Annotated in this window: 17 protein-coding genes; 4 read left to right on the forward strand and 13 right to left on the reverse strand. The window is 47.2% G+C overall.

Going from position 1 to position 21193, the window contains the following annotated elements; translation table 11 throughout:
* Window positions 1-168: 168 nt before the first annotated feature.
* Complete coding sequence (locus ACRC53_RS11245) at window positions 169-3033, forward strand: insulinase family protein (protein WP_438643490.1); 2865 nt, start codon at window positions 169-171, stop codon at window positions 3031-3033.
* 196 nt (window positions 3034-3229) lie between these two features.
* On the opposite strand, the gene ACRC53_RS11250 is transcribed toward ACRC53_RS11245, so the two are convergent.
* The 3 genes from ACRC53_RS11250 to fadI form a co-directional block, all read right to left on the reverse strand.
* On the reverse strand, window positions 3230-3697 hold the full coding sequence (locus ACRC53_RS11250) for a YaiI/YqxD family protein (protein WP_438643491.1): 468 nt from the start codon (window positions 3695-3697) through the stop codon (window positions 3230-3232).
* 142 nt (window positions 3698-3839) lie between these two features.
* Window positions 3840-6002, reverse strand: a complete 2163-nt coding sequence (gene fadJ / locus ACRC53_RS11255) for a fatty acid oxidation complex subunit alpha FadJ (protein WP_438643492.1) — start codon at window positions 6000-6002, stop codon at window positions 3840-3842.
* Window positions 6002-7312 (reverse strand): acetyl-CoA C-acyltransferase FadI, encoded by a 1311-nt coding sequence (gene fadI / locus ACRC53_RS11260; RefSeq protein WP_438643493.1) that lies wholly within the window; start codon window positions 7310-7312, stop codon window positions 6002-6004. The genes fadJ and fadI overlap by 1 nt, the downstream gene beginning before the upstream one ends.
* Before the next feature lie 374 nt (window positions 7313-7686).
* On the opposite strand from fadI, the gene ACRC53_RS11265 reads away from it, so the two are divergent.
* The gene (locus ACRC53_RS11265) at window positions 7687-9429 is read left to right on the forward strand and encodes a BatD family protein (protein ID WP_438643494.1); all 1743 of its coding nucleotides are present in this window, start codon (window positions 7687-7689) and stop codon (window positions 9427-9429) included.
* Between the two features lie 201 nt (window positions 9430-9630).
* On the opposite strand, the gene ACRC53_RS11270 is transcribed toward ACRC53_RS11265, so the two are convergent.
* A complete protein-coding gene (locus ACRC53_RS11270; protein ID WP_438643495.1) occupies window positions 9631-9924 on the reverse strand; it encodes a YfcZ/YiiS family protein in 294 nt (97 codons plus the stop codon).
* 493 nt (window positions 9925-10417) lie between these two features.
* Here ACRC53_RS11270 and ACRC53_RS11275 point away from each other — a divergent pair, with 493 nt between their 5' ends.
* Both ACRC53_RS11275 and ACRC53_RS11280 read left to right on the forward strand, forming a co-directional pair.
* Window positions 10418-11680 (forward strand): outer membrane protein transport protein, encoded by a 1263-nt coding sequence (locus ACRC53_RS11275; protein ID WP_438643496.1) that lies wholly within the window; start codon window positions 10418-10420, stop codon window positions 11678-11680.
* A 404-nt stretch (window positions 11681-12084) separates the two neighbouring features.
* Window positions 12085-13404 carry an outer membrane protein transport protein gene (locus tag ACRC53_RS11280; RefSeq protein ID WP_438643497.1) on the forward strand — a complete coding sequence of 440 codons (1320 nt, stop codon included), beginning with the start codon at window positions 12085-12087 and terminating at the stop codon, window positions 13402-13404.
* A gap of 238 nt (window positions 13405-13642) precedes the next feature.
* Here ACRC53_RS11280 and ACRC53_RS11285 read toward each other — a convergent pair whose 3' ends face one another.
* The 9 genes from ACRC53_RS11285 to ccmB form a co-directional block, all read right to left on the reverse strand.
* On the reverse strand, window positions 13643-14434 hold the full coding sequence (locus tag ACRC53_RS11285; protein ID WP_438643498.1) for an MlaA family lipoprotein: 792 nt from the start codon (window positions 14432-14434) through the stop codon (window positions 13643-13645).
* A 42-nt stretch (window positions 14435-14476) separates the two neighbouring features.
* On the reverse strand, window positions 14477-15691 hold the full coding sequence (ccmI, locus tag ACRC53_RS11290; protein ID WP_438643499.1) for a c-type cytochrome biogenesis protein CcmI: 1215 nt from the start codon (window positions 15689-15691) through the stop codon (window positions 14477-14479).
* Entirely contained in the window at window positions 15688-16278 is a 591-nt protein-coding gene (locus ACRC53_RS11295; RefSeq protein WP_438643500.1) for a cytochrome c-type biogenesis protein, read from the reverse strand. The genes ccmI and ACRC53_RS11295 overlap by 4 nt, the downstream gene beginning before the upstream one ends.
* On the reverse strand, window positions 16275-16829 hold the full coding sequence (locus tag ACRC53_RS11300; protein ID WP_438629157.1) for a DsbE family thiol:disulfide interchange protein: 555 nt from the start codon (window positions 16827-16829) through the stop codon (window positions 16275-16277). The genes ACRC53_RS11295 and ACRC53_RS11300 overlap by 4 nt, the downstream gene beginning before the upstream one ends.
* Window positions 16829-18805 carry a heme lyase CcmF/NrfE family subunit gene (locus ACRC53_RS11305; RefSeq protein WP_438643501.1) on the reverse strand — a complete coding sequence of 659 codons (1977 nt, stop codon included), beginning with the start codon at window positions 18803-18805 and terminating at the stop codon, window positions 16829-16831. The genes ACRC53_RS11300 and ACRC53_RS11305 overlap by 1 nt, the downstream gene beginning before the upstream one ends.
* Complete coding sequence (gene ccmE / locus ACRC53_RS11310) at window positions 18802-19323, reverse strand: cytochrome c maturation protein CcmE (RefSeq protein WP_438643502.1); 522 nt, start codon at window positions 19321-19323, stop codon at window positions 18802-18804. The genes ACRC53_RS11305 and ccmE overlap by 4 nt, the downstream gene beginning before the upstream one ends.
* A complete protein-coding gene (gene ccmD, locus ACRC53_RS11315; RefSeq protein ID WP_438643503.1) occupies window positions 19320-19532 on the reverse strand; it encodes a heme exporter protein CcmD in 213 nt (70 codons plus the stop codon). Before ccmD ends, ccmE begins: the two co-directional genes overlap by 4 nt.
* Window position 19533: 1 nt before the next feature.
* Entirely contained in the window at window positions 19534-20319 is a 786-nt protein-coding gene (locus ACRC53_RS11320) for a heme ABC transporter permease (protein ID WP_438643504.1), read from the reverse strand.
* A 190-nt stretch (window positions 20320-20509) separates the two neighbouring features.
* Complete coding sequence (gene ccmB, locus ACRC53_RS11325; protein ID WP_438643505.1) at window positions 20510-21172, reverse strand: heme exporter protein CcmB; 663 nt, start codon at window positions 21170-21172, stop codon at window positions 20510-20512.
* Window positions 21173-21193: the final 21 nt, after the last annotated feature.

The raw sequence follows: 21193 nt of genomic DNA on the forward strand, positions 1-21193 counted from the left end.
TCCTATAAAACACACAACCATAGCTTGTACAGTACAACCCTCACTGGGTTTTACCCGTATTGTCTTTACACGTTACATCTTGCCACACCGTATTTAAACGTAGGGTGATAACGATGTGATGGCATCTATTATTGCTGTTGTACTTTTTACCTTAACTGAGGCACTGCTGTGCACCAAAGCCCCAACGATTATAAACAGTATCGCACACTGACTTTATCCAACAAACTACGGGTATTACTGATTCACGATGCCACTACAGCGCGTGCAGCGGCAGCCTTGTCAGTACAAACGGGGCATTTTGATGATCCTCTCGATCGTCAGGGTATGGCGCATTTTCTTGAGCATATGCTTTTTTTAGGGACAGAAGCCTACCCGCACGCGGGCGATTTTCAGCAATTTATCAACCGTCACGGCGGTAGCAACAATGCATGGACAGGCACAGAACATACCAGCTACTTTTTCGATATCTCGGCCGATTTTTTTACCGAAGGGCTTGATCGCTTTGCACAATTTTTTACCGCACCACTGTTTCACCCAGAATTGGTGGATAAAGAGCGTCAGGCCATTGATGCAGAATATAAATTAAAGATTAATGATGATGTACGCCGTTTGTATCAGGTACATAAAGAGACAGTAAATCCGACGCATCCGTTCGCTAAATTTTCGGTCGGTTCGGAAGAGACATTGGCAGATCGAGAAAACCGCACAGTACGTGATGATCTGCTAGCTTTCTATCACACCCACTATCAAGCATCACGTATGTGTCTTGCTGTGATTGGGCCACACTCTTTAACACAGTTGCAAGCATGGGTAGAAGCCTACTTTTCAGCAATTCCCAATACGGCTTCAATAATAACATCAGCCTCTCTTTCCGATTCAACCACGATTTCAAAGGCCACCGCCCAGCTTGAACCGCACGTTGCGCCCATAAAAACAGCGTTACCACCGCTGTATCGGCCCGAAGATTTGCAAATACTGATTCAGGTTCAACCCAAAAAAGAGATGCGCAAGCTGACGCTGACCTTTCCTTTGCCCAATATAGATGCTTTGTATCCCCAAAAACCACTCTCATTTATTGCTCACTTACTGGGTTATGAGGGGCAAGGCAGTTTGTTATCTTGGTTAAAACAGCAGGGCTGGGTGAATACTCTGTCAGCCGGCGGCGGGATCAGTGGCGCAAATTTTAAAGATTTCACGGTAAGCGTACTGCTTACGCCTCAAGGGGTTGATCAGGTTCAGGCCATTATCGGCGCAATATTTTCGTATTTATCTCTGATAGCGCAACAGGGTTTGCACGCGTGGCGCTATGCCGAAAAACGCACGGTACTCGATGCAGCGTTTCACTTTCAAGAGCCGTGTAAACCGATTGATCTGGTCAGTCATTTAGTCATGAATATGTTTATCTATTCCGCCGAAGATCTGATTTGTGGTGATTATATGATGCAGCAATTCGATGCCGAACAGATTAACCATTTTCTTGATCTGATGCAGCCAACTTGCTGCCGCGTAACGCTAATTGCACCGGAAGTCAGTACCGATAAACAGGCTCAATGGTATTTTACCCCCTATTCGGTTACACCGCTGCCACCGGAATGGGTTGCCCAATGGCAATGCTTGCGCGATCAGGCCGCGCATAACAGTGCGCTTTATCTGCCTGAACCTAACCCCTATCTTATCGAGCATTTGCAACCGCAAACACTGGAAAATACCACTGCGCACCCACAACTGCTCAGTGACAGCAGTGGTTTTCGCTTATGGCACTGCCAAGAGCCGGAGTTTCATCTACCCAAAGGGCACATATATATCGCGATTGATAGCCTCAATGCCGTCAGCTCTGCACGCCACGTGGCATTGACCCGTTTGTGTGTTGAAATGCTAATAGATTCACTGACCGAAGAGACCTACCCCGCAGAGCTTGCTGGTATCGGCTACAATATTTATGCTCATCAGGGAGGCGTTACGCTGCATCTTTCTGGTTTTAGTGCCAAACAACCGCTGTTGCTGGCCACCATTTTGCACCGTTTTACTCACCGTAAATTCACACAAGCACGCTTTGATACGATTCATGAACAACTGCTGCGCAACTGGCGTAATGTGGCTGAAGATAAACCTATTTCGCAGTTGTTTAATCAGCTCACAGGTTTACTGCAACCGAATAATCCGCCATATGAAAAGCTGCTCCCTGCACTTGAAAGTATCACGTTAAATGAGCTGCCTGATTTTGTTGAGCAGATGTTTTCACAGGTGCATATCGAAATGCTGGTTTATGGTGATTGGCCAGCACAACAAGCCAGAGATATAGGAAAACAGCTTACTGATGCGCTGTTAACAACCGACAATGCCGGAGTAGAAACAGTACGCCAGTTAGTCAGTATTCAGGGGTGTAGTACCCTAATGCTGCCGTATGACTGCCCACACCAAGACTCGGCACTTTTGGTCTATTATCAAGCGGCTGACTGCACGCCAAACGATATTATGCTGTCGATTTTTACTAACCACTTAATGTCAGCCACCTTCTTTCATGAGCTACGCACACGCCAACAGCTCGGTTATATGCTGGGATCAGGCAACCTACCACTCAATCGTTTTCCGGGGCTGATTTTTTATGTGCAGTCACCTGTGGCTGGGCCTACACATCTGCTTGAATCTATTGATGAGTTTATTGATGAGTTTCCGCTTGTATTACTTGAATTGAGTGAAGCCCAGTGGCAAGCCAGCAAAAATGGGCTATTGGCACAAATTACTGAACCCGATACCAATTTGCGAACCCGCGCACAACGGGCATGGGTCAGTATCGGGAATAAAGATTGGGCTTTTGATCAGCGCCAGCGTATTGCAGAAGAGCTAACTCAGGTACGGCGAGCTGATGTGATCCGTTTTATTATCGAGATGCTACGCCCGCGCACGGCAGATCGGTTGATCTTATGCAGCCACGGTGAGGCGCATCTCAATCAGGAAAGGCTACATATTGGGCATATGATCACTCATCCACACGCTTTTGTGCAAGCCAGCCAAAAGTTACACCAGCCGTAACGCGTTGAGTATAAAGTACTTTACCCAGTATACGATACTCATTCATGGCGTTAATCTATAGCACTGATATATTGCACGAGTATATAGCACAGAGACATAACAAGGTGTATTACACCATGAGCTGGCTACTCCTCGCCCGTATTGGGCGAGGCTTTATACCAAGGGGTAAACAGAAGTAAGAGGCAAGAATATAAAGTTACTGCACCGCTTTCTGGCTGCGCTGAAATGCCAGCAGCCAGCGATCTAGCTCATTAGCAAATGCTTGCCGATCACGCTGATTAAGTGCCGCAGGGCCACCGGTCTGGATACCGCTAGAGCGCAGCGTATCCATAAAATCACGCATATTCAGGCGCTGCCTGATATTCTCGGTGGTATACCGCTCACCACGTGGGTTCAACGCAATACCCTTTTTTTCGATCACCTCTGATGCCAGCGGAATATCTGCCGTGATCACCAGATCGCCCTCTTCTACACGACGGACAATTTCGTTATCTGCCACATCAAACCCGGCACTGACCTGCACAGCTTGGATAAATTTAGAAGATGGGATACCGATAGGCTGGTTAGCAACCAGAGTCACTTGCACCCTAACTCTGTCAGCGGCACGAAATAAGATCTCTTTAATCACTTTTGGACAAGCATCTGCATCAACCCAAATTTGCATTATTACATTCACTCAATCAGTTTGTATTTTTTCGAGGGGATAGCGTGCAGGATAACATACCACCAAGCCACTGCGTTTATCACATAAAAAAACCAGCCGAATGGCTGGTTAAGAGGAGTGATTACATAAGGAGGTTATATTGTTATTGTGAATAGAATTTCGCATTAGTTTCAGCACGTTGCAATAGCGCATCACAAGGTTCAAAACGTTGGCCAAAACACTTCGCATGTTCTTGAAGTTGCTGCACCAGTTGTGCAGCTCCGATGCGATCCATGTAACGGAATGGCCCACCTAAAAACGGCGGAAATCCAATACCAAAAATAGCACCGATATCCCCATCGCGTGGGCTGCGAATAATGCCTTCATCTAAACAACGAGCAGCTTCATTGAGCATCATCAACACACAACGATCGGCCAATGCTTGTGGGGCAAGTGATGAGTTAGGTTGAACTCCCAACACTTTATAGACACGGTTATCTGACTCTTTTTTCTCTTGTCCTGTTAGGCGATACAACTTCTTTTTGCTGTTATACAGATAGAACCCGCGGCCATTTTTACGCCCTTTGCGATCATCACCCAGCAAGGCGGCAAACGCCTCTGGTGCGGCAAAACGCTCGCCTAACTCCCGCTCAAGAATCGGTGCTATTTTAGCACCCACATCAATGCCAACCTCATCAAGCAGCGTAATCGGGCCTACCGGAAAACCAAAATCAAGCAGTGCAGCATCAATATGCTCAATCGCCTCGCCCGCCAGCAAGCAGCGCGCGGCCTCATTCATATACGGTGCTAAAATACGGTTAACATAAAAACCGGCTTTATCGGCCACCACAATCGGGGTCTTTCCCTGCATTTTGGCAAAAGCCACTGTTGTGGCGATCGTTTCTGCCAATGTTCCAGCATGCGGGATCACCTCAACAAGCGGCATTTTGTCTACGGGGCTAAAATAGTGCAGGCCTATCACATTTTCTGGCCGCTGCGCGTGGGCGGCAATTTGGTGGATCGGCAGTGATGAGGTATTCGAGGCAAAAATGGTTTCAGGTTTACCGTGTAGCTCAATATCCTGCACCATTTTTTGTTTCAGATTCAAATCTTCAAATACCGCTTCCACCACCAAATCACGATGTTGATAGGCGGTATAATCCAAACCACCACTGAGCATCAACATCTGTTTTTGCATTTGGGATCGCAGCAAAATCCGCTTTTTAACCCGTTTATTAAGCAAATCAAAACTGTAGCGCAGTGCGTGGTTGATGCCGGTTTCAGCAACATCTTTAATCCGCACTGGCAGCCCAGCTTTGGTAGCGGTCACAAATGCAATTCCGCCCCCCATCAGCCCACCGCCCAAAATACCTATCTGTTGAAGTGGTCGCGCCTTCGCGTTAGCACCTGACTCTTTTTTCATCTCGGTGGTGGCAAAGAAAATCGAGCGCAGGGCAGCCGATTCTGGTGTCATCACCAGCTCACCAAAATGGCGCGCTTCCGCGTCTAATCCGGCATCAAACCCCTCACTCTGGCCGATACGCACCACATCAATAATGCGCTCCGGCGCAGGGTAGTTTCCGCGGGTTTTATTCAGCGTTTGCTTGAGTGCCTGAGTTAAAATGATATTGCGCCCGATGCTGTTGCCATCCATTAGCCAGCCCATTTTACCGTTCGGGTGCTTACGGGTCGGTTTAGGCTTTAATGCCAGTGCTGCGGCAACATCAAGCAATACCGTATCCGCCACGGCATCATCCACCAGCCCCATTTTGAGGGCTTGTTTAGCGCGCACCTGTCGGCCACTGAGCATCAGATCAAGTGCTTTTGCCACCCCAACCAACGCCGGTAAACGCTGTGTTCCGCCAGAGCCGGGCAGTAAACCCAGTTGCACTTCTGGCAACCCCAGTACGGTTTTATCACTCAGCGAACAGACTCGCGCATGGCAGGCCAGTGCTAGCTCAAGCCCACCGCCCAGACAAGCGCCATGAATGGCCGCAACCACCGTAAACGGCAGGCCAGCCAACTCTGCCATAATTGCGTGCCCTTCACGTGAAAGTTGCTGTGCTTCACTGCTGTTGCGGCAAGCTGCCAGCATGTTGATATCCGCACCGGCAATAAATGAATCTGGCTTACCGGAGATCAACACCAGCCCTTTTACGGTCGGTTGCGCCGGATCTGAGGGTTGTTGCAATTGCTGTAAAATAGCCCGAATTTGCTGACCAAACTCGGCCTTCAATGTATTGATGCTCTCATTGGGAACATCAATAGTCAGTACCGCGATACCATCATCCCTTACGGTGACAGAGAATGCGCTTTGCGTTGTCATTATTCACTCTCCAATATCATAGCGGCGCCAAGCCCACCGGCTGCACATGCGGTATTTAACGCCAAACCACCTCCACGGCGCTGTAACTCGCGCAGCGTTTGGGTGATCATCCGAGCACCTGTGGCAGCAAACGGGTGGCCGTACGCCAGCGATCCGCCCAGCACATTAAACTTATCCATATCAATTTCGCCGATAGCCTGACTACGGCCTAACTTTTCCTGCGCAAATTTTTGGCTCGCAAACATCTGTACGTTGGCCAGTGTTTGGGCAGCAAAGGCCTCGTGCATATCAATTAAGGTTAAATCTGCCAACGTTATCCCCGCGCGGTCAAGCGCCAGCGGTGTCGCATACGACGGGCCCATCAGCATATCCTGCCACACATCAATCGCGGCAAACGCATAGCTACGAATATAACCCAGTGGTGTCAGCCCCAACGCTTTTGCCTGCCCTTCTGACATCAGCATCACAGCGGCTGCACCATCGGTCAGCGGTGTACTGTTCGCTGCGGTGACACTGCCGTGTTTACGATCAAATGCTGGGCGCAACTTCGCATAACCGGCCAGCGTAGCATCGTGGCGAATGTTGTTATCCTTTGCAAACGGCGCTTTATACGGCGCAACATAGGCAGTCATCACCTCATCATCCAGCAGCCCCTGATCCCACGCCTGCGCCGCACGCTGATGTGAGCGAAGTGCCAGCTCATCTTGCGCCTGTCGGCTAATACCGTAGGTCTTGGCCATTTGCTCTGCGGTTTGCCCCATTGAAAGGCCCGTTGAATACTCGGCAACTGCCGGTGGAACCGGCATTAAATCCCGCAAACGTAAACGGCTGATCACCTTCAGCCGTTGGCTCAGTGAACGGGCTTTATTCAGATCAACCAAGGCACGCGCCAGTGTCTTTGATACCCCTATAGGCAGTACTGATGAGGAGTCAGCGCCTCCGGCAATCCCCACCTGCGTATGGCCACACACAATACTTTCGGTAATATTAGCCACTGCCTGAAAACTGGTCGCACACGCACGTGAAACACTGTAAGCATCGGTATGCACACTCATGCCCGTACCCAGTACAATTTCACGGGCAATATTCGGCGCTTCTGGCATTTGTACTACCTGACCAAAAACCAATTGATCAATTAATGCCGGATCAATCCCCGTTCTGAGCACCAACTCATTTACCACCAGTTTCCCTAAATCCAATGCGGGCACACCATGAAATGCACTTGCCTGACGAGCAAACGGTGTTCGTAACCCAGCAACCACAGCAACACGCTCCCCGTTACGGGTAATAAGATTTTGCGCGGCTCTCATGTGTACTCCTTCCTGAAGATTCACGGGGTAAGCCCCTATCTGGTCTGACCTGAACACCCTAAGTGTAACCTTATGTTCACATTTTTAAAACATCTGTTTTAGGTGATGATGTGTCTACCCTTTAACTGACATCATCTGGCTATAACTGCCATTTTTTTGACTTTGCCTGATACATGCAGCCTTTCTTGTGCTTTCTTTATGTCTTATTTTCTTTCTCCTATTTATCTAGCACTACCATATTGACTTCACGCAACGACCACATCTGTCTACTGATATTGTCACCTTACGCAGATAAGGCACAATTATTGCATTTGCTGGCTACATTAATGTGCCATTCACGGTTATTTCACTCTCAGTTGGAAAAGATCACCACTATGTTGATGACACGCGATACGTTGCGCTTATTTCACTCGCGTCTCTTTACTCTGCGCACCCTGAGCATTATTTTATGCTGTGTTGTATTTAGCTCGCAGGCCATAGCACTAAGTTCTCTCAATATCAGTATTGAGAGCAGCACGGTAGAGCAAGGAAAACCTTTTGTTTTAACGGTCAGTGCTGACGATACTCTACCTAATGATGCGCTGGATCTCTCCCCACTGTTTGGCCTGTCTTTTGTTATTGGGAACACCGAATACACCCCTATTCCGGCAGATAAAAAAAATCCGGCACAGACACAGTGGAAAACCACCCTGTTACACGATCAGGCTGGCCGTTATACAATTCCTGCACTCACCATTGATAACGTCTCAAGCCAACCTCTTACCGTCACGATTACTCCACCGGTAGCCCCCTCTGCAGAGTCACCACTGCCTACACCTGAACCTGAGCCCGTAATTACCCTTGATCAAGCCGTACTCAGTACTCGGCTCTCAAAGCCGATAGCCTATCCTGATGAAGCGATATATTTGGATGTTGATCTTGAACTGGCCAGTGAACTGCTCGACGGCGTGCTCTCAACACCTGAGATCAGTGGCGGAACATTGCGACAAATAGGGCAAGATCGAGCATGGAGTTTAATGCGCGATGGCAACCGCTATCAGATCATCAGCCGCCGCTATCAAATTACCGCTACTGACACTGAAAATGTCACTATAGGTAGCATTCGTTTTCGAGGCACAGTACGTGGTAGTAGCCTACGGCAACCGCCGCTCAACAGTTATGCCGAATCACTGCCTGTTATCCTCAACATTAAGGCTTTACCTAAAGATTTGCGTAATAACTGGCTTCCAGCCGAAAAAATTACCCTTGAAGAGACCTGGTTTCCGCAACCATCAGCTGCCAAAGTGGGTGAACCACTGACAAGAACTATTCGCCTGCGTGCTCGTGGATTAGGTAATAAACCGCTGGTCATGCCAGCTATTGACTACCCGAATGAGATCAGTTTACATGCACAACCCGTTGAGCAGCGGCGTACACTCAACGATGAAACTGAGCTGGAAATCCGCCATATTTTGATGCCAAAACGCACTGCAGTGGTAACACTGCCTGAGATCACAATCAGTTGGTGGAATACCCAAAGTGAAAAAGCTGAAAATGCGGTATTAGCTGCCCAACCCTTGAATATTAGTATTAATCCGGCATTGAGCCAGCCTGTTGTTCCGATGGTAAAACCCAAAGAGAATTACGCCAATATTTTGGGCTATCTAGCACTGTTTGCAGCATTACTCACAGGTGGTTTTATCTATTGGCACATGAGCCAAAAACGGAATTTACGTAATGAGCTAAGTAAACTTTCACTGATGATGCCCAGTGAACCAGAGCCCGAAGAGAAAGCGTGGCAAGAGTTGGAATATGCGCTAAACCAACATGATCCGGCACAAATTACCCGTGCATTTAGCCAATGGGCACGATTGCGTTGGCCAGGGAAAAAATTCACCCACTTTGCCGAACTGCCAAATGGTGATGCGATAGACAGAGAACTGACCAAACTCAAACGCAGTACTGATAACCCAAACAATAAAGGAAATACCAGTGCATGGGATAGTACCCCCTTGCGCCAATTACTCTACCGTATTCGTGGCATTCGGCGTGCAGACGCACCACCTGCAACACAGACATCGGCTCATAAAACACGCAAACACGATGACTATCCACAAATTAACTTTAAAATTGAGTAATTAAATAAAAAAGAGATACAAAGCCAAATAGCATATCCCTATTGACCTTTATGATATTAAAAAGCCGCCAAATAGCGTGTCATACGACAAACGCAATGGCGGCTTTTTTATCAATAGGATTCGTTAACGGCAACCTAACGGGTCACGCTTTGCGCTAACTACGGCTTTTACAGGGTAGTCATTTACCCATGCACTGCTAACCTAGCGCAGTGCCAACTGAAAAATCATTGTCTCAGCCTGACAAGAGAAGGTGAACTCAGCATGAAGCTGTACGCCGTTAGCATTGTCAGTCAGTGTGCTGGTAATCTCACAAGCATCAGATTCAATGTCGCGTGCTTTTTCAGTAAGTTGCTCTAAAAATGCCTCGGCATCGGCACGATTAGCGAATTGTTGCTCAACCTTGGCCGTACAATCGGTGTTATCCAAAATAGTACCAACATCCACACAGCAGCAAGCCGCAGTCTCTTGTACACGACAGGTATTTTCATTAGACATTAATAAGCCCTCTTGTAAACCAAATCAATCAAACAGCCAAAACCTTAATAAAGGTACGGATTCATCATACACGGCTCGGCCAGCCTGCCCAACTGTAATTATTGATACAACTGCACAAGGCCAAAACACATTGGAATACGTAATCAGCATGTTAAAAACTGGATTTAGTGACTCATCTTTTTCAAAAAAATTCCAAAAACGTGCGATAGATCGCTCATTTTTTTAAATCAATTCACACCAAAAATGTAAGCAACTGTTTTATATTATTTTTATTTTCATACCTTAGCCTGATAAAGACCAACATTACGCTGTTCATACACAAAGAGAGTCAATTTATTCTGTATCAAAGCGAAACCGTGTTAACAAAAAGTTATTTTTCGCTTATATTGACCACTGGTCTGATTTCAGACCTATCAGTAAGCCCCTACAATCCGGCGCAACTCACCATGAAGGTGAGACCGCATATAATCATCACAGACAGAGAATCTGTAATATGAATAAGAAGAGCTTGTTAAAAAAATCAGTATTAGCAACGACAGTGGCACTGTTATCTGCTCAAGCCAGCGCAGCCGGCTATCAAATTGGTGAACACTCTGCCTCTGGTTTAGGACGTGCTTTTGCAGGTGAAGGTGCGGTTGCAGACAATGCAACCGTAGTCATCCGTAACCCCGCTGCAATGATGATGTTTGATGCACCCGCTATCTCTGGTGGTTTAACGTATATTGACCCTGCAGTTGATGTAAAAGGCAATGTCATGGGCAAACTGCCCGCAAATGCCAATGATATTGCACCAACTGCCGTTGTGCCATTCGGTGCTGCTATTTATCCTGTCAATGATAAGTGGGCTGTAGGTGGAGCACTGTTCTCTAACTACGGTTTAGCAACTGAGTTTCCAACAAGCTACAGTGCTGGTTTCTTAGGGGGCAAAACCGATCTTAAAACCGTTAATGCTAACTTAAGCGCCGCTTATCGTTTAAACCAGCAATTTAGTTTTGGTTTAGGTGTTAATGCGGTATATGCTGACGCGAAATTGGTACGCCATGCAGGTGCGTTAGGCCAAATTGCGGGCCTACCTGCAAGCACTGAAATTGCCAATATGAAAGGTAACACATGGGCCTTTGGTTGGAATCTTGGCGCAATGTGGGAAATTAACGACGCTAACCGCCTAGCATTAACTTACCGCTCAAAAGTGAAATTAGACTTTGATGGTGACTACGCTGGCACATCTTCAAAGTTTCAAACCATTCCAGCTAATTTGAAAGTTGATCTACCTGATATCTGGGAAATCTCTGGTTATAGCCGCTTAAACTCACAATTTGCAGTAAGCTATGGTGTTATGCGCACGGGTTGGAATGCATTTGAAGAGCTCAAAGCAACCAGCAACAACTGCGGTACAGGTGATTCAGTATGCATACAAAAAGATGAGAATTTTGAAACAGCATACCGTTACTCTGTAGGGGGAACATATTACTATAGCCCTGAGTGGACATTCCGTGCCGGTTTTGCGTATGACGAGAAAGCCTCAAACAAGCACCCGTCAATCTCTATTCCTGACCAAAACCGTATCTGGTATACATTAGGTACAACCTACGCATTTAACAGTAACCTGAGTGTTGATGCTGGTTTTGCTTACCTAAATGGCCGTGGTGCAAGTTTTACTGAAGATCAGAAAATTGGCCCTGCAACCATTAAATCAAACTTTGATGCAAAAGGTGATGCCTACCTGTATAGCGTTGGCATGAACTACCGCTTTTAATTAGCCCTGATACGCAATAGTGCAGGTTAACTAAAGCATAACACGCTCATTGAGTGATAACGATAAACAGAATATAAGCCCTGCTTAGGTAAACTGAGCAGGGCTTTTTTTTATCTTTTCGTGCTACAAAATCAAACCACTATTTTGCAAACAGAGCATAACTTTGGTGATAAATACTTTAATATCAATCAGTTTTAAGATGATGCAATCAAAACGCTTGTACGCTGAAACCATTTCTAAATATGACAATTGACACGAAATGGCAGCATTAAATATCGTTAAATCTTATTTATTAGCATTTATGTTTGATATACTTACCCACAGTAATACCGCTTTGTATTACATAACCAAGCCTTTACTATGCTCTTTTTTGTCTGTACCTACACTATCTAAATACAATAAACATGAAATATAACGTTACTGCTCGATTTATCAGTACTGTACTCTCTACAGGTTTTATTTTAAACACGCAGGCCGCAGGCTTTCAATTGGCCGAATATTCCGCAACCGGATTAGGGCGCGCTTTTGCTGGTGAAGCAGCAATGGCTGATAATGCATCAGCACAAGCGCGTAATCCGGCATTGTTGACACAATTTACTGCACCACAATTTTCTGTTGGAGCAATTTATGTCAATCCTAATATCAAGTTAACGGGCACCGCCGCATCATTCCCAAACCCGATTACAGGGCAATCTCAATCAATAACAACCCATGCAAATAATGTTATTGGTAATAACTGGATCCCGAATGCCTACTTTGCGATACCGTTAAACGATCGCTGGTTTGCTGGGTTAGCTGTCAACTCTAATTATGGCCTCTCTACCGATATTGAAAAAGGTTTTGCAGCGACTCAGTTTGGTAATCATACGTCAATCACGACGGTAGAAATTAATCCTAATATTGCTTATAAACTCAATAACCAGTGGCAATTCGGTGCGGGGGTTCGCTATATCACAGGCAAAGGCTCTATTGGTGCAACTGCGCCAACATACCTTTCAGCAAACCCGATGACCAAACCACTCGCAGGCCAAACATTGAAATATATGGAGGGCAGTGATCATGATTTTGCTTGGAATGTGGGTGCAGTATGGCAGCCTACAGATCAAACTCGTATTGGGGCAAGTTACCGATCAGAAGTTAAGTTAGATCTCAGTGGCCATGCCAATGGTTTAGCTTATAACCCAATGAATCCGAGTAAAAAAATAGCCGGTGTTTTACCGTTAACCTTGCCGGCAACGGCTGAATTAGCCGCCGTGCATAATATCAATGCACAATGGGCCATTCATTCAAGCATCAACTGGACGCAATGGAGCAAGTTTGACTCTCTGGTTGCAAATATTGATGGTATTGGGCGCGACACGGTAAAAACTGAAAATTGGCGTGACACTTACCGTTTAGCCGTGGGTACGACATGGAAAATGGACCAACAAATGACATGGCGTGCTGGTATTGCTTATGATAGAGCGGCTGTCAGTAATACTAATCGCACGTTAAGTATTCCTGAAACCGATCGCTATTGGTTTAGTACAGGGGTTGGTTATGCCGTAACCCCTGCGATGACTGTTGATGTCGGGTTAACGTATATTGCGAGTAAAAAAGCACATATCAGTGAGCCTAATGGCAATACGACTAACCGGAATGAGCCTCAAGTTCCTGGTTCATTTATTGGCCAAACAAGCGGTGATCTGTGGCTAACTGGCGTGCAGTTATCATACGTGTTTTAAGATATCCTCTTATTGGTTATTCTTGGTTAAATACTGCATAAAACAAAAGGCGCTGATCTCTCTCAGCGCCTTTTATGCCTTTATTTTCTACACATTTGAATTATTTAATGCTTTATAGGCTTTGCCTATTTATATTTTTTTGCTCTTCTTTTTTGTACTGTTTAGATACTGTTGCCGTATCTATACGATAAGTACTTTGTGATAAAAGCGTTATTTATCGATGTGCTATCGTCAATAATCAGTCTATCTCATCAAGCACATCATTGAGCTCTTTGGCGTTCGGATTCTCTTTTTGTACTGCCCGACCATCATTAACAATAAAATCTTGATGTTGGAAATAAGCATCGCGCACAAAAATATAGGAGTCTGATGAATTTTTTAACAGCGCATCTTTATTTAATGCTTGTGCACGGTTGTCTATTCCTTCAATGGTCCATTTCACTAATGACCCCCACGGCACTAACCATGCTAAAGGTATATAAACAGAGTCAACAATTCCCCCAATATCTTGACGAGGTGTAAATGGCCCATAAGCTGGCATCATGATATATGGGCCATACCCTACGCCATAAGACCCTAATACATGACCAAATTCACGTTGATCTTGCTTAGGTAATCCGGCTGACGTGGCAACATCAACTAATCCGAGCAAACCAAAGGTGCTATTAATCCAAAAACGGTTAAAGTGGACTAACGCTTTTTTCGGTTTTCCCTGCAATAAATAGTTAACTGTACTAGCAGGTTCATCAAGGTTACTGAGCATATTACGCACCCCTGTTGTCACAGGTTTTGGAATATTATCCCAGCCAACCGCTATCGGGCGTAAAATATAAGGGTCAAGCACGGTGTAGTTAAAATTCCACATCGTGCGGTTAAACCCTTCAAACGGATCATAAATCTCTGAATTAGAGCCAGCAACGGGTGTTGTCACTTTCGTTGCTTTGACTTCTTCTGTTTTTTCAGTTGTTGTTGAACATCCCGTTAATAAACTGGTGGCCAGCAGTAAACTAAATGCGATTTTATTATCCATGTTATTCCATAGCGTGAACATCAGCTCACATTAAATTCATTATTAAGGCTTTTGTTTATCAATGGTGATATTAACGTGTACTTGGCCATCAAAAACCTGTGGCTGACTTTCACCGTACCAATCACCTGATTGTGGCATTGCCTGCCCGTCAAGCGATAAACGGGCACGCACCACCAGATTCTTTATTTCACTCAACGGGCGGTCTGCTATCATCGCATCAGCGCCACTGAGCGTTACCTGTAATGGAAAACGGCTAATCGGTATCTGCTTGGCTGCCACCGGAATGGGTGAACCCGCTTCTAAGGCCGATACGTAGAGCACTTTCGCGTCTGACAGAGCAGCTTGCGCTTGCGGTGAAATGGCCACATTTACGCTAACCGAGGTCTTCGGCGCACTGATCTGTTGTTCGGCCTGCGCCATACTACGTTGCACAACTGTGATCCGGCTATCACCTTCTGGCAATAATTTTAGCATAATTTTCCATGCACTGATGGCTTGTGGGTAATCGCCACGCTCATAAGCACTAAATGCCAGTAAACTGAGTGCCTGAATATTAGTATGATCAGTACGCAAAACATCGGCCAACAAGCTGCGGCCTTGCTGATTATCTTGCTCATCGGTAGATAAAATCAGGGCTTGTGCGTAACTAAGTTGAATACTTGAGTTATTCGGGCTAAGCGTATTGGCTTTAGCCAGTGAGTGAGTTGCCATTGAAGCATCACCCAATGCCAACCCTACACGCCCAAGCAATAACCAGCCTTGCGCATCATCCGGTTCTTGTTGCAAACGGGTACGCAGCGCCAGTGCAAACTGCGTGAGCTCTTCTTGTGTCAGCGGATTTTTATCCTCTTCCATCACCCGTTTTGAAAGTGCCGGCAGATTGTTTGCCACCTGCTGCCATGCACTCACCTCAGAATATGCCCCTGATCCCCAATACAAACCGATACTCAGCCCCGCCAGTACGAGCACACCGGGCAGCAGAACCCAACGGCTTAACGGTGCTGCTGACGTGGTGCTGGCCACTGGAATATCATCCAGCAATGTTTGTTGCAGCTCGCTGACCATCTCCTGACGCTGTGGCAATAGCCCCTGATCATCATCGCTATCAAGTTCACGCAGGCGATCATTAAAGAAGGCTTTATTCAATGCATCGCGTGATCTGTTGTCAGCATGGTAGTGTTGTCTGAACGCGGGCAAGACAAACGCTAAACAAACCAGCAGCAATAACAGTGCGGCTGTCATCCAAAATAGCATCATGATTCATCCTTTTTTGCGGCAACCGGTTTTAACAGATCGTCCAATCGCGCCTGCTCTTCTGCGCTCAGCATCACCACATCGATACCCTTAGCATCATGACCTTTTGAGCCGTTATTCTCTGCACTCTGTACGTCAGCACGCTTATGTTGAGAGCGCCCCTTACGGCTACGTGCGACAATCACTCCCGCCCCGACCAGCACAAACAACAGTGGAGCAACCCACAAAATCAGGGTTGCCGGAGTCAGCGGAGGGTCATAGGTGACAAAATTCCCATAGCGATCAACCATATATTGTACGATTTGACCTTTGCTATAGCCTTTTTGCTGTAATTCATACACTTTTTGCCGCATATCCGTTGCGATAATAGCCGTTGAGTCGGCGATATTATTGTTCTGGCATTTTGGGCAACGCAACATCTCTGTCAGGCTGCGATACTCTTGTTCTTGCTGTGGGCTGCTAAATTCAAACGTATCTACCGTTGCCCACACGCTACCAGCCAGCACTAATCCGGCAACTAACGCGCTGCACTGCGCAATGACTCGGCCACTAAAGCCTGACTTTCGGCGCGATGTATTGCGCAAGATCATGATTGCTTTTCCTGTAGTTTTTCATACAACGGTTTTAAGGTAGTCTGCCAAACTTGTTCATTTACATCACCCACATGGCGGTAACGCACAATCCCTTTTCCGTCGATCACAAAGGTTTCCGGCGCGCCGTATACACCTAAATCCATGCCTAACAAACCACTCCCATCAAACAAACTGTACTGGTAAGGGTTACCCAAATCATTCAGCCATTTTACCGCTTTGGTGCGGTCATCCTTATAATTCAGGCCAATGATCCGAACACCGTTTGCAGCCAGTTGATTGAGGTATTTGTGTTCGGCATAGCAGGTCGGACACCACGTTGCCCACACATTCAGCAGCATCGGCTGGCCGGTCACAAACAGGCTACGATCGTACTCTTTACCCGGCTGATTGAGTGACTCCAGCGTAAACTCTGGCACCGGTTTTCCTACCAATGCAGATTCCAAGGTTGTTGGATCTTCTCCGCCAGCATTACGAATGAGCTGAACCAAAAATGCCACAACAACCACTAAAAATAGAACAAGGGGGATATACAGCAGATTACGTTTCATTATTCAGCCTCGCTTTTTGCTGACGTGTTGTTAGCAGGGGCCGATTTACGCAAACGATAACGGGGATCAAGCATGCAGAGCACGCCACCGAGCGCCATAAACAGGCCGCCAAACCAGATCCAACGGATAAACGGTTTGTAGTAAACCCGCACCGCCCATGCACCGTCACCCAAGTCTTCACCCAGTGCGGCATACAGATCTCGGGTAATTCCCGCATCAATTCCTGCTTCGGTCATCACCGCACGAGTAACTGGATAAAAACGCTTTTCCGCATGCAAAGTAGCAACTTGTTTACCGTTTTCAGAGACTTGCAGTGTGCCACGCGCACTTTCGTAGTTCGGGCCTTTAACATCACGTACCCCTTCAAAGGTAAAGTGATACTGCCCAATATCAATAGATTGCCCCGCAACCATGCGAACATCACGCTCAACACTGTAGTTTTGCGTAAATGCAATGCCAATAACCGTAACAGCCAGCCCTAAATGGCCGAGCACCATACCCCAATGGCTGCGCGGTAACTTGGTCAACCCCACCCAAAAGCGGTGGCGATGCGTAGCGCGCTCATGCAGTTCCATCAGTGTCAGCACTATCACCCAAATCGACATCAGCAAGCCGACAACCGTCATCGCTTTAATCTGGTCCATCATGAGAGCCGGCAGTGCAACAGAGGCCGCGAAGGTGATCAGTAGAGCTATCATCAAACGTTTGATATGCGCAGAAGGCTCATCTCTGCGCCAGCGCACCAACGGCCCAACACCCAGCAACAGGGCAAACGGTGCCATCAGCCAAGTAAACAGGGTATCGAAGAACGGCGCACCAATTGAGATGCTGCCTAAGCCCAGTTGTTTATGTACCAATGGGAACAAAGTACCAATCAATACCACAATCAATGCGGCAACCAGCATGACGTTATTGCCAAGCAAGAAGCTCTCACGGGAGTAAAGCTCATTGCGTACGCGGCTACGCACTTGCCCACCTTTGATCGCATACAACAGCAGTGAGCTGCCGATCACCAGCACTAAATAACCGAGAATAAACATGCCACGGGCCGGATCAGAGGCAAAAGCATGCACGGAAACCAGTACACCAGAACGCACCAAAAATGTGCCCAGTAAACTTAACGAAAATGCGCTGATTGCCAGCAGTACTGTCCATGCTTTAAACGTACCGCGTTTTTCGGTAGCTGCCAGTGAGTGCATTAAAGCGGTGCCTGCCAGCCACGGCATGAACGAGGCATTTTCAACCGGATCCCAGAACCACCAGCCACCCCAGCCCAGCTCATAGTAAGCCCACCATGACCCCAGTACGATACCAACTGTTAGGAATACCCATGCAGCTTGTGTCCACGGGCGTGACCAGCGCGCCCATGCGGTATCTAAACGCCCTGTCATCAGTGAGGCAATAGCAAAGGCAAAAGCCACCGAGAAACCAACATAGCCCATGTACAGCAATGGCGGATGGAAAATTAGCCCGATATCCTGCAGCAGCGGGTTAAGATCGCGCCCATCTGTTGGGAAGTAAGGAAGCGTACGGGTAAACGGGTTAGAGGTAATAATAATAAACAGCAGGAATCCGGCATTAATCATGCCCATGACCGCTAACACGCGAGCCACCGCATCTGCCGGCATCTGACGGCTAAACCGTGCTACGGCGGCAGTCCAGCCCGCCAGCAACATCACCCACAGTAACAGTGAGCCTTCGTGCGACCCCCATACTGCAGAGATCCGGTAGTAGATAGGCAACTGACTGTTGGAGTTATTCGCGACATAAGCCACAGTAAAATCGTTGTAGATAAAGGCATAGGTCAGGCAAAGAAAAGAGATCCCGACAGTTGCAAACAGTGCCCATGCTAACGGCCGAGAGACTGCCATCAGTCGGGTATCTTGCCGCGATGCCCCGATTAGCGGATAGATGCTAAGAAGCAGTGAAACAGCCAGCGCCAGACTCAGAGCGTAATTACCAATTTCTGGGATCATTTCACTTCCCCGCTGCTTTTCTGTTGATCCTGTTGTTGCGGGCTATTTTGTTGTGGCACAGCCGTTGCTGGCTGGTGTCCACCTTTTTGCATCGCTTCTGCAACTTCAGGTGGCATATAGTTCTCGTCATGCTTGGCCAGTACTTCAAAGGCAGAGATTGTGGTTGCATCTTTTAGTGTGCCATGTGCCACTATGCCCTGCCCTTCACGAAACAGATCAGGCAAAATGCCCTCATACTCAACCGTGACCATCGGGCCAATATCGATCACTTTAAAAGAGACTTTCAGTGATTCAGGATCACGCTTTATCGAACCAGGAACCACAAGGCCACCAATCCGCAAACGTTGCCCTACTTCCGGTTTTTGGTGATTTGCCCCTTTCCCTTGCACAAGCTCCGTTGGGGTATAGAAGAGATCGATATTCTGGCGCAATGCATATAGCACTAATGCGGTGGTTAATGAGATGCCCAGCACCACGGCTAAAATAATGTATAAGCGCGTTTTACGGCGTGGGTTCATAGCTGGTTCTCCCGCGGGTGAGCTTGTTGCATACGACGCGCCCGCGCACTGCGCTGCAACACATCACGTAAAATAATTCGGCGTTCACGCCAACTGCTAAACCCTAAACCGGCCATGCACAGTGCGGTCAGGCCAAACGAGAGCCAGACATAAAAGCTGTAGCCTCCCATGGCGAAAAAGTCAGCCAGTGAACTAAAGGCAGGGGTCATCTCAACACTCCTTGTCGGTTGTGCCGGCAGACGGCTGTAAATCTGAATGCACTTGTGAATGTGCCAATGCATATACCCACGGGCGTTGGCTATCGCGCTGTAACAGAGCATTACGCAAACGCATCAGGGTTAATGTAATAAAGAAGAATAAAAAACCAGCAATACAGAGCAGTAATGGCCATAACATGCGGCTATCAATAGCCGGTTTTGCCAAGCGAGTAATACTTGCACCTTGATGCAAGGTATTCCACCACTCTACCGAGAAGTGAATAATCGGTAGATTGACTACGCCCACCAGCGCCAAAATACCGGCTGCGCGCGCTGCCAGTGTGCGATCATCAAATGCGCGATAAAGTGCCATTACCCCCAGATAGAGAAATAGCAGCACTAGTTCAGAAGTGAGGCGAGCATCCCACACCCACCATGCACCCCACATGGGTTTTCCCCATGCAGCCCCTGTAAAGAGTGCGATAAAGGTAAATACCGCACCAATCGGAGCCATAGCTGCTGCCGCCATATCTGACTGACGAATTTGCCATACCAGCCCAATAAAGGCCGCAACGGCCATGCTGGCATACACGCCCATTGACCAAATTGCGGCTGGAACATGGATATACATAATCCGAAAGCTATCACCTTGCTGATAATCGGCTGGTGCAAAAGTCAGCCCCCAGATAATACCGGGCAGCAGTGTGAGCACTGTAAGTGCACTACACCACGGTAACAGCGTACCGCATAAGCGATACAGCACTTCGGGTTTGGCTAACGGGTGTAACCATTTCCACATTCTAAATACCCTTGTTCAAAAAAACGGTTCAACAAAATGGCTCAAAAAACAGTTCAGGAAACAGATAAAAAAACATCACTTCACTCGATGGCAGCACGTGCATACCTTTTATTGCCAATGCTGTAACCTGCCATTACTTCATATTTGGCTATCAACCCTGTGTGCATTTGCACGAGCCAATCGATAACCATTAATTAACGCTAATGCGTAATGCAGCTGCGGTTGCAAAAGGTGAAAATGTCAGTGTTGCAGCCAGTATTGCGCCAAGAATGGCTAATTGACCATTAATCGGCAGTTGCATACTGGCTGTATCTATCGCTGAAGTTGCAAAAATCAGCACAGGTACAAACAGAGGGAGCAATAATAAACTCAGTAACACTCCGCCTTTACGCAACCCCACTGTTAATGCAACCCCGATAGCCCCTAGCAGGCTCAGTGTTGGCGTACCCAATAGCAGTGTCAGCGCCATTGCCCGCCATGTTGCGGTATCAAGAGAGAGTAACAGTGCCGCCAGCGGTGAAAGCAGTAGTAGAGGTAATCCAGTCAGTAACCAGTGCGCACAAACTTTTGCCAATACAACAAATGGCAAAGGAGTGGGCAGTAGCATCATCTGTTCAAGTGAGCCATCAAGAAAATCATCCCGAAACAGCCGCTCAAGTGAAAGCAGAGCCGAGAGCAGTGCGGCAACCCAAATAATACCGGGTGCAATACGCATCAGCACCGCAGGCTCGGGGCCGATCCCCAACGGAAAGAGGGTGATCACCATCAGGAAAAACCACAGCGGATTGACGATATCAGCCCTACGCCTCATGGCTGTTTGCAATTCTCGGCGGATAATGTCAGTAAAAATCATGTTAACTCCTGCTGTTGCATG

Origin of the sequence: Plesiomonas sp., from assembly GCF_051652165.1 — a bacterium.
GTDB lineage: Bacteria > Pseudomonadota > Gammaproteobacteria > Enterobacterales > CAMTGL01 > Plesiomonas.

Coding starts and splice junctions, on each gene's coding strand:
- ccmB (WP_438643505.1), bottom strand. CDS start 21,172: ATGATTTTTACTGACATTATCCGCCGAGAATTGCAAACAGCCATGAGG.
- ccmI (WP_438643499.1), bottom strand. CDS start 15,691: ATGATGCTATTTTGGATGACAGCCGCACTGTTATTGCTGCTGGTTTGT.
- fadI (WP_438643493.1), bottom strand. CDS start 7,312: ATGAGAGCCGCGCAAAATCTTATTACCCGTAACGGGGAGCGTGTTGCT.
- fadJ (WP_438643492.1), bottom strand. CDS start 6,002: ATGACAACGCAAAGCGCATTCTCTGTCACCGTAAGGGATGATGGTATC.
- ACRC53_RS11320 (WP_438643504.1), bottom strand. CDS start 20,319: ATGTGGAAATGGTTACACCCGTTAGCCAAACCCGAAGTGCTGTATCGC.
- ACRC53_RS11265 (WP_438643494.1), top strand. CDS start 7,687: ATGTTGATGACACGCGATACGTTGCGCTTATTTCACTCGCGTCTCTTT.
- ccmD (WP_438643503.1), bottom strand. CDS start 19,532: ATGACCCCTGCCTTTAGTTCACTGGCTGACTTTTTCGCCATGGGAGGC.
- ACRC53_RS11275 (WP_438643496.1), top strand. CDS start 10,418: ATGAATAAGAAGAGCTTGTTAAAAAAATCAGTATTAGCAACGACAGTG.
- ccmE (WP_438643502.1), bottom strand. CDS start 19,323: ATGAACCCACGCCGTAAAACGCGCTTATACATTATTTTAGCCGTGGTG.
- ACRC53_RS11285 (WP_438643498.1), bottom strand. CDS start 14,434: ATGGATAATAAAATCGCATTTAGTTTACTGCTGGCCACCAGTTTATTA.
- ACRC53_RS11280 (WP_438643497.1), top strand. CDS start 12,085: ATGAAATATAACGTTACTGCTCGATTTATCAGTACTGTACTCTCTACA.
- ACRC53_RS11305 (WP_438643501.1), bottom strand. CDS start 18,805: ATGATCCCAGAAATTGGTAATTACGCTCTGAGTCTGGCGCTGGCTGTT.
- ACRC53_RS11295 (WP_438643500.1), bottom strand. CDS start 16,278: ATGATCTTGCGCAATACATCGCGCCGAAAGTCAGGCTTTAGTGGCCGA.
- ACRC53_RS11300 (WP_438629157.1), bottom strand. CDS start 16,829: ATGAAACGTAATCTGCTGTATATCCCCCTTGTTCTATTTTTAGTGGTT.
- ACRC53_RS11270 (WP_438643495.1), bottom strand. CDS start 9,924: ATGTCTAATGAAAATACCTGTCGTGTACAAGAGACTGCGGCTTGCTGC.
- ACRC53_RS11250 (WP_438643491.1), bottom strand. CDS start 3,697: ATGCAAATTTGGGTTGATGCAGATGCTTGTCCAAAAGTGATTAAAGAG.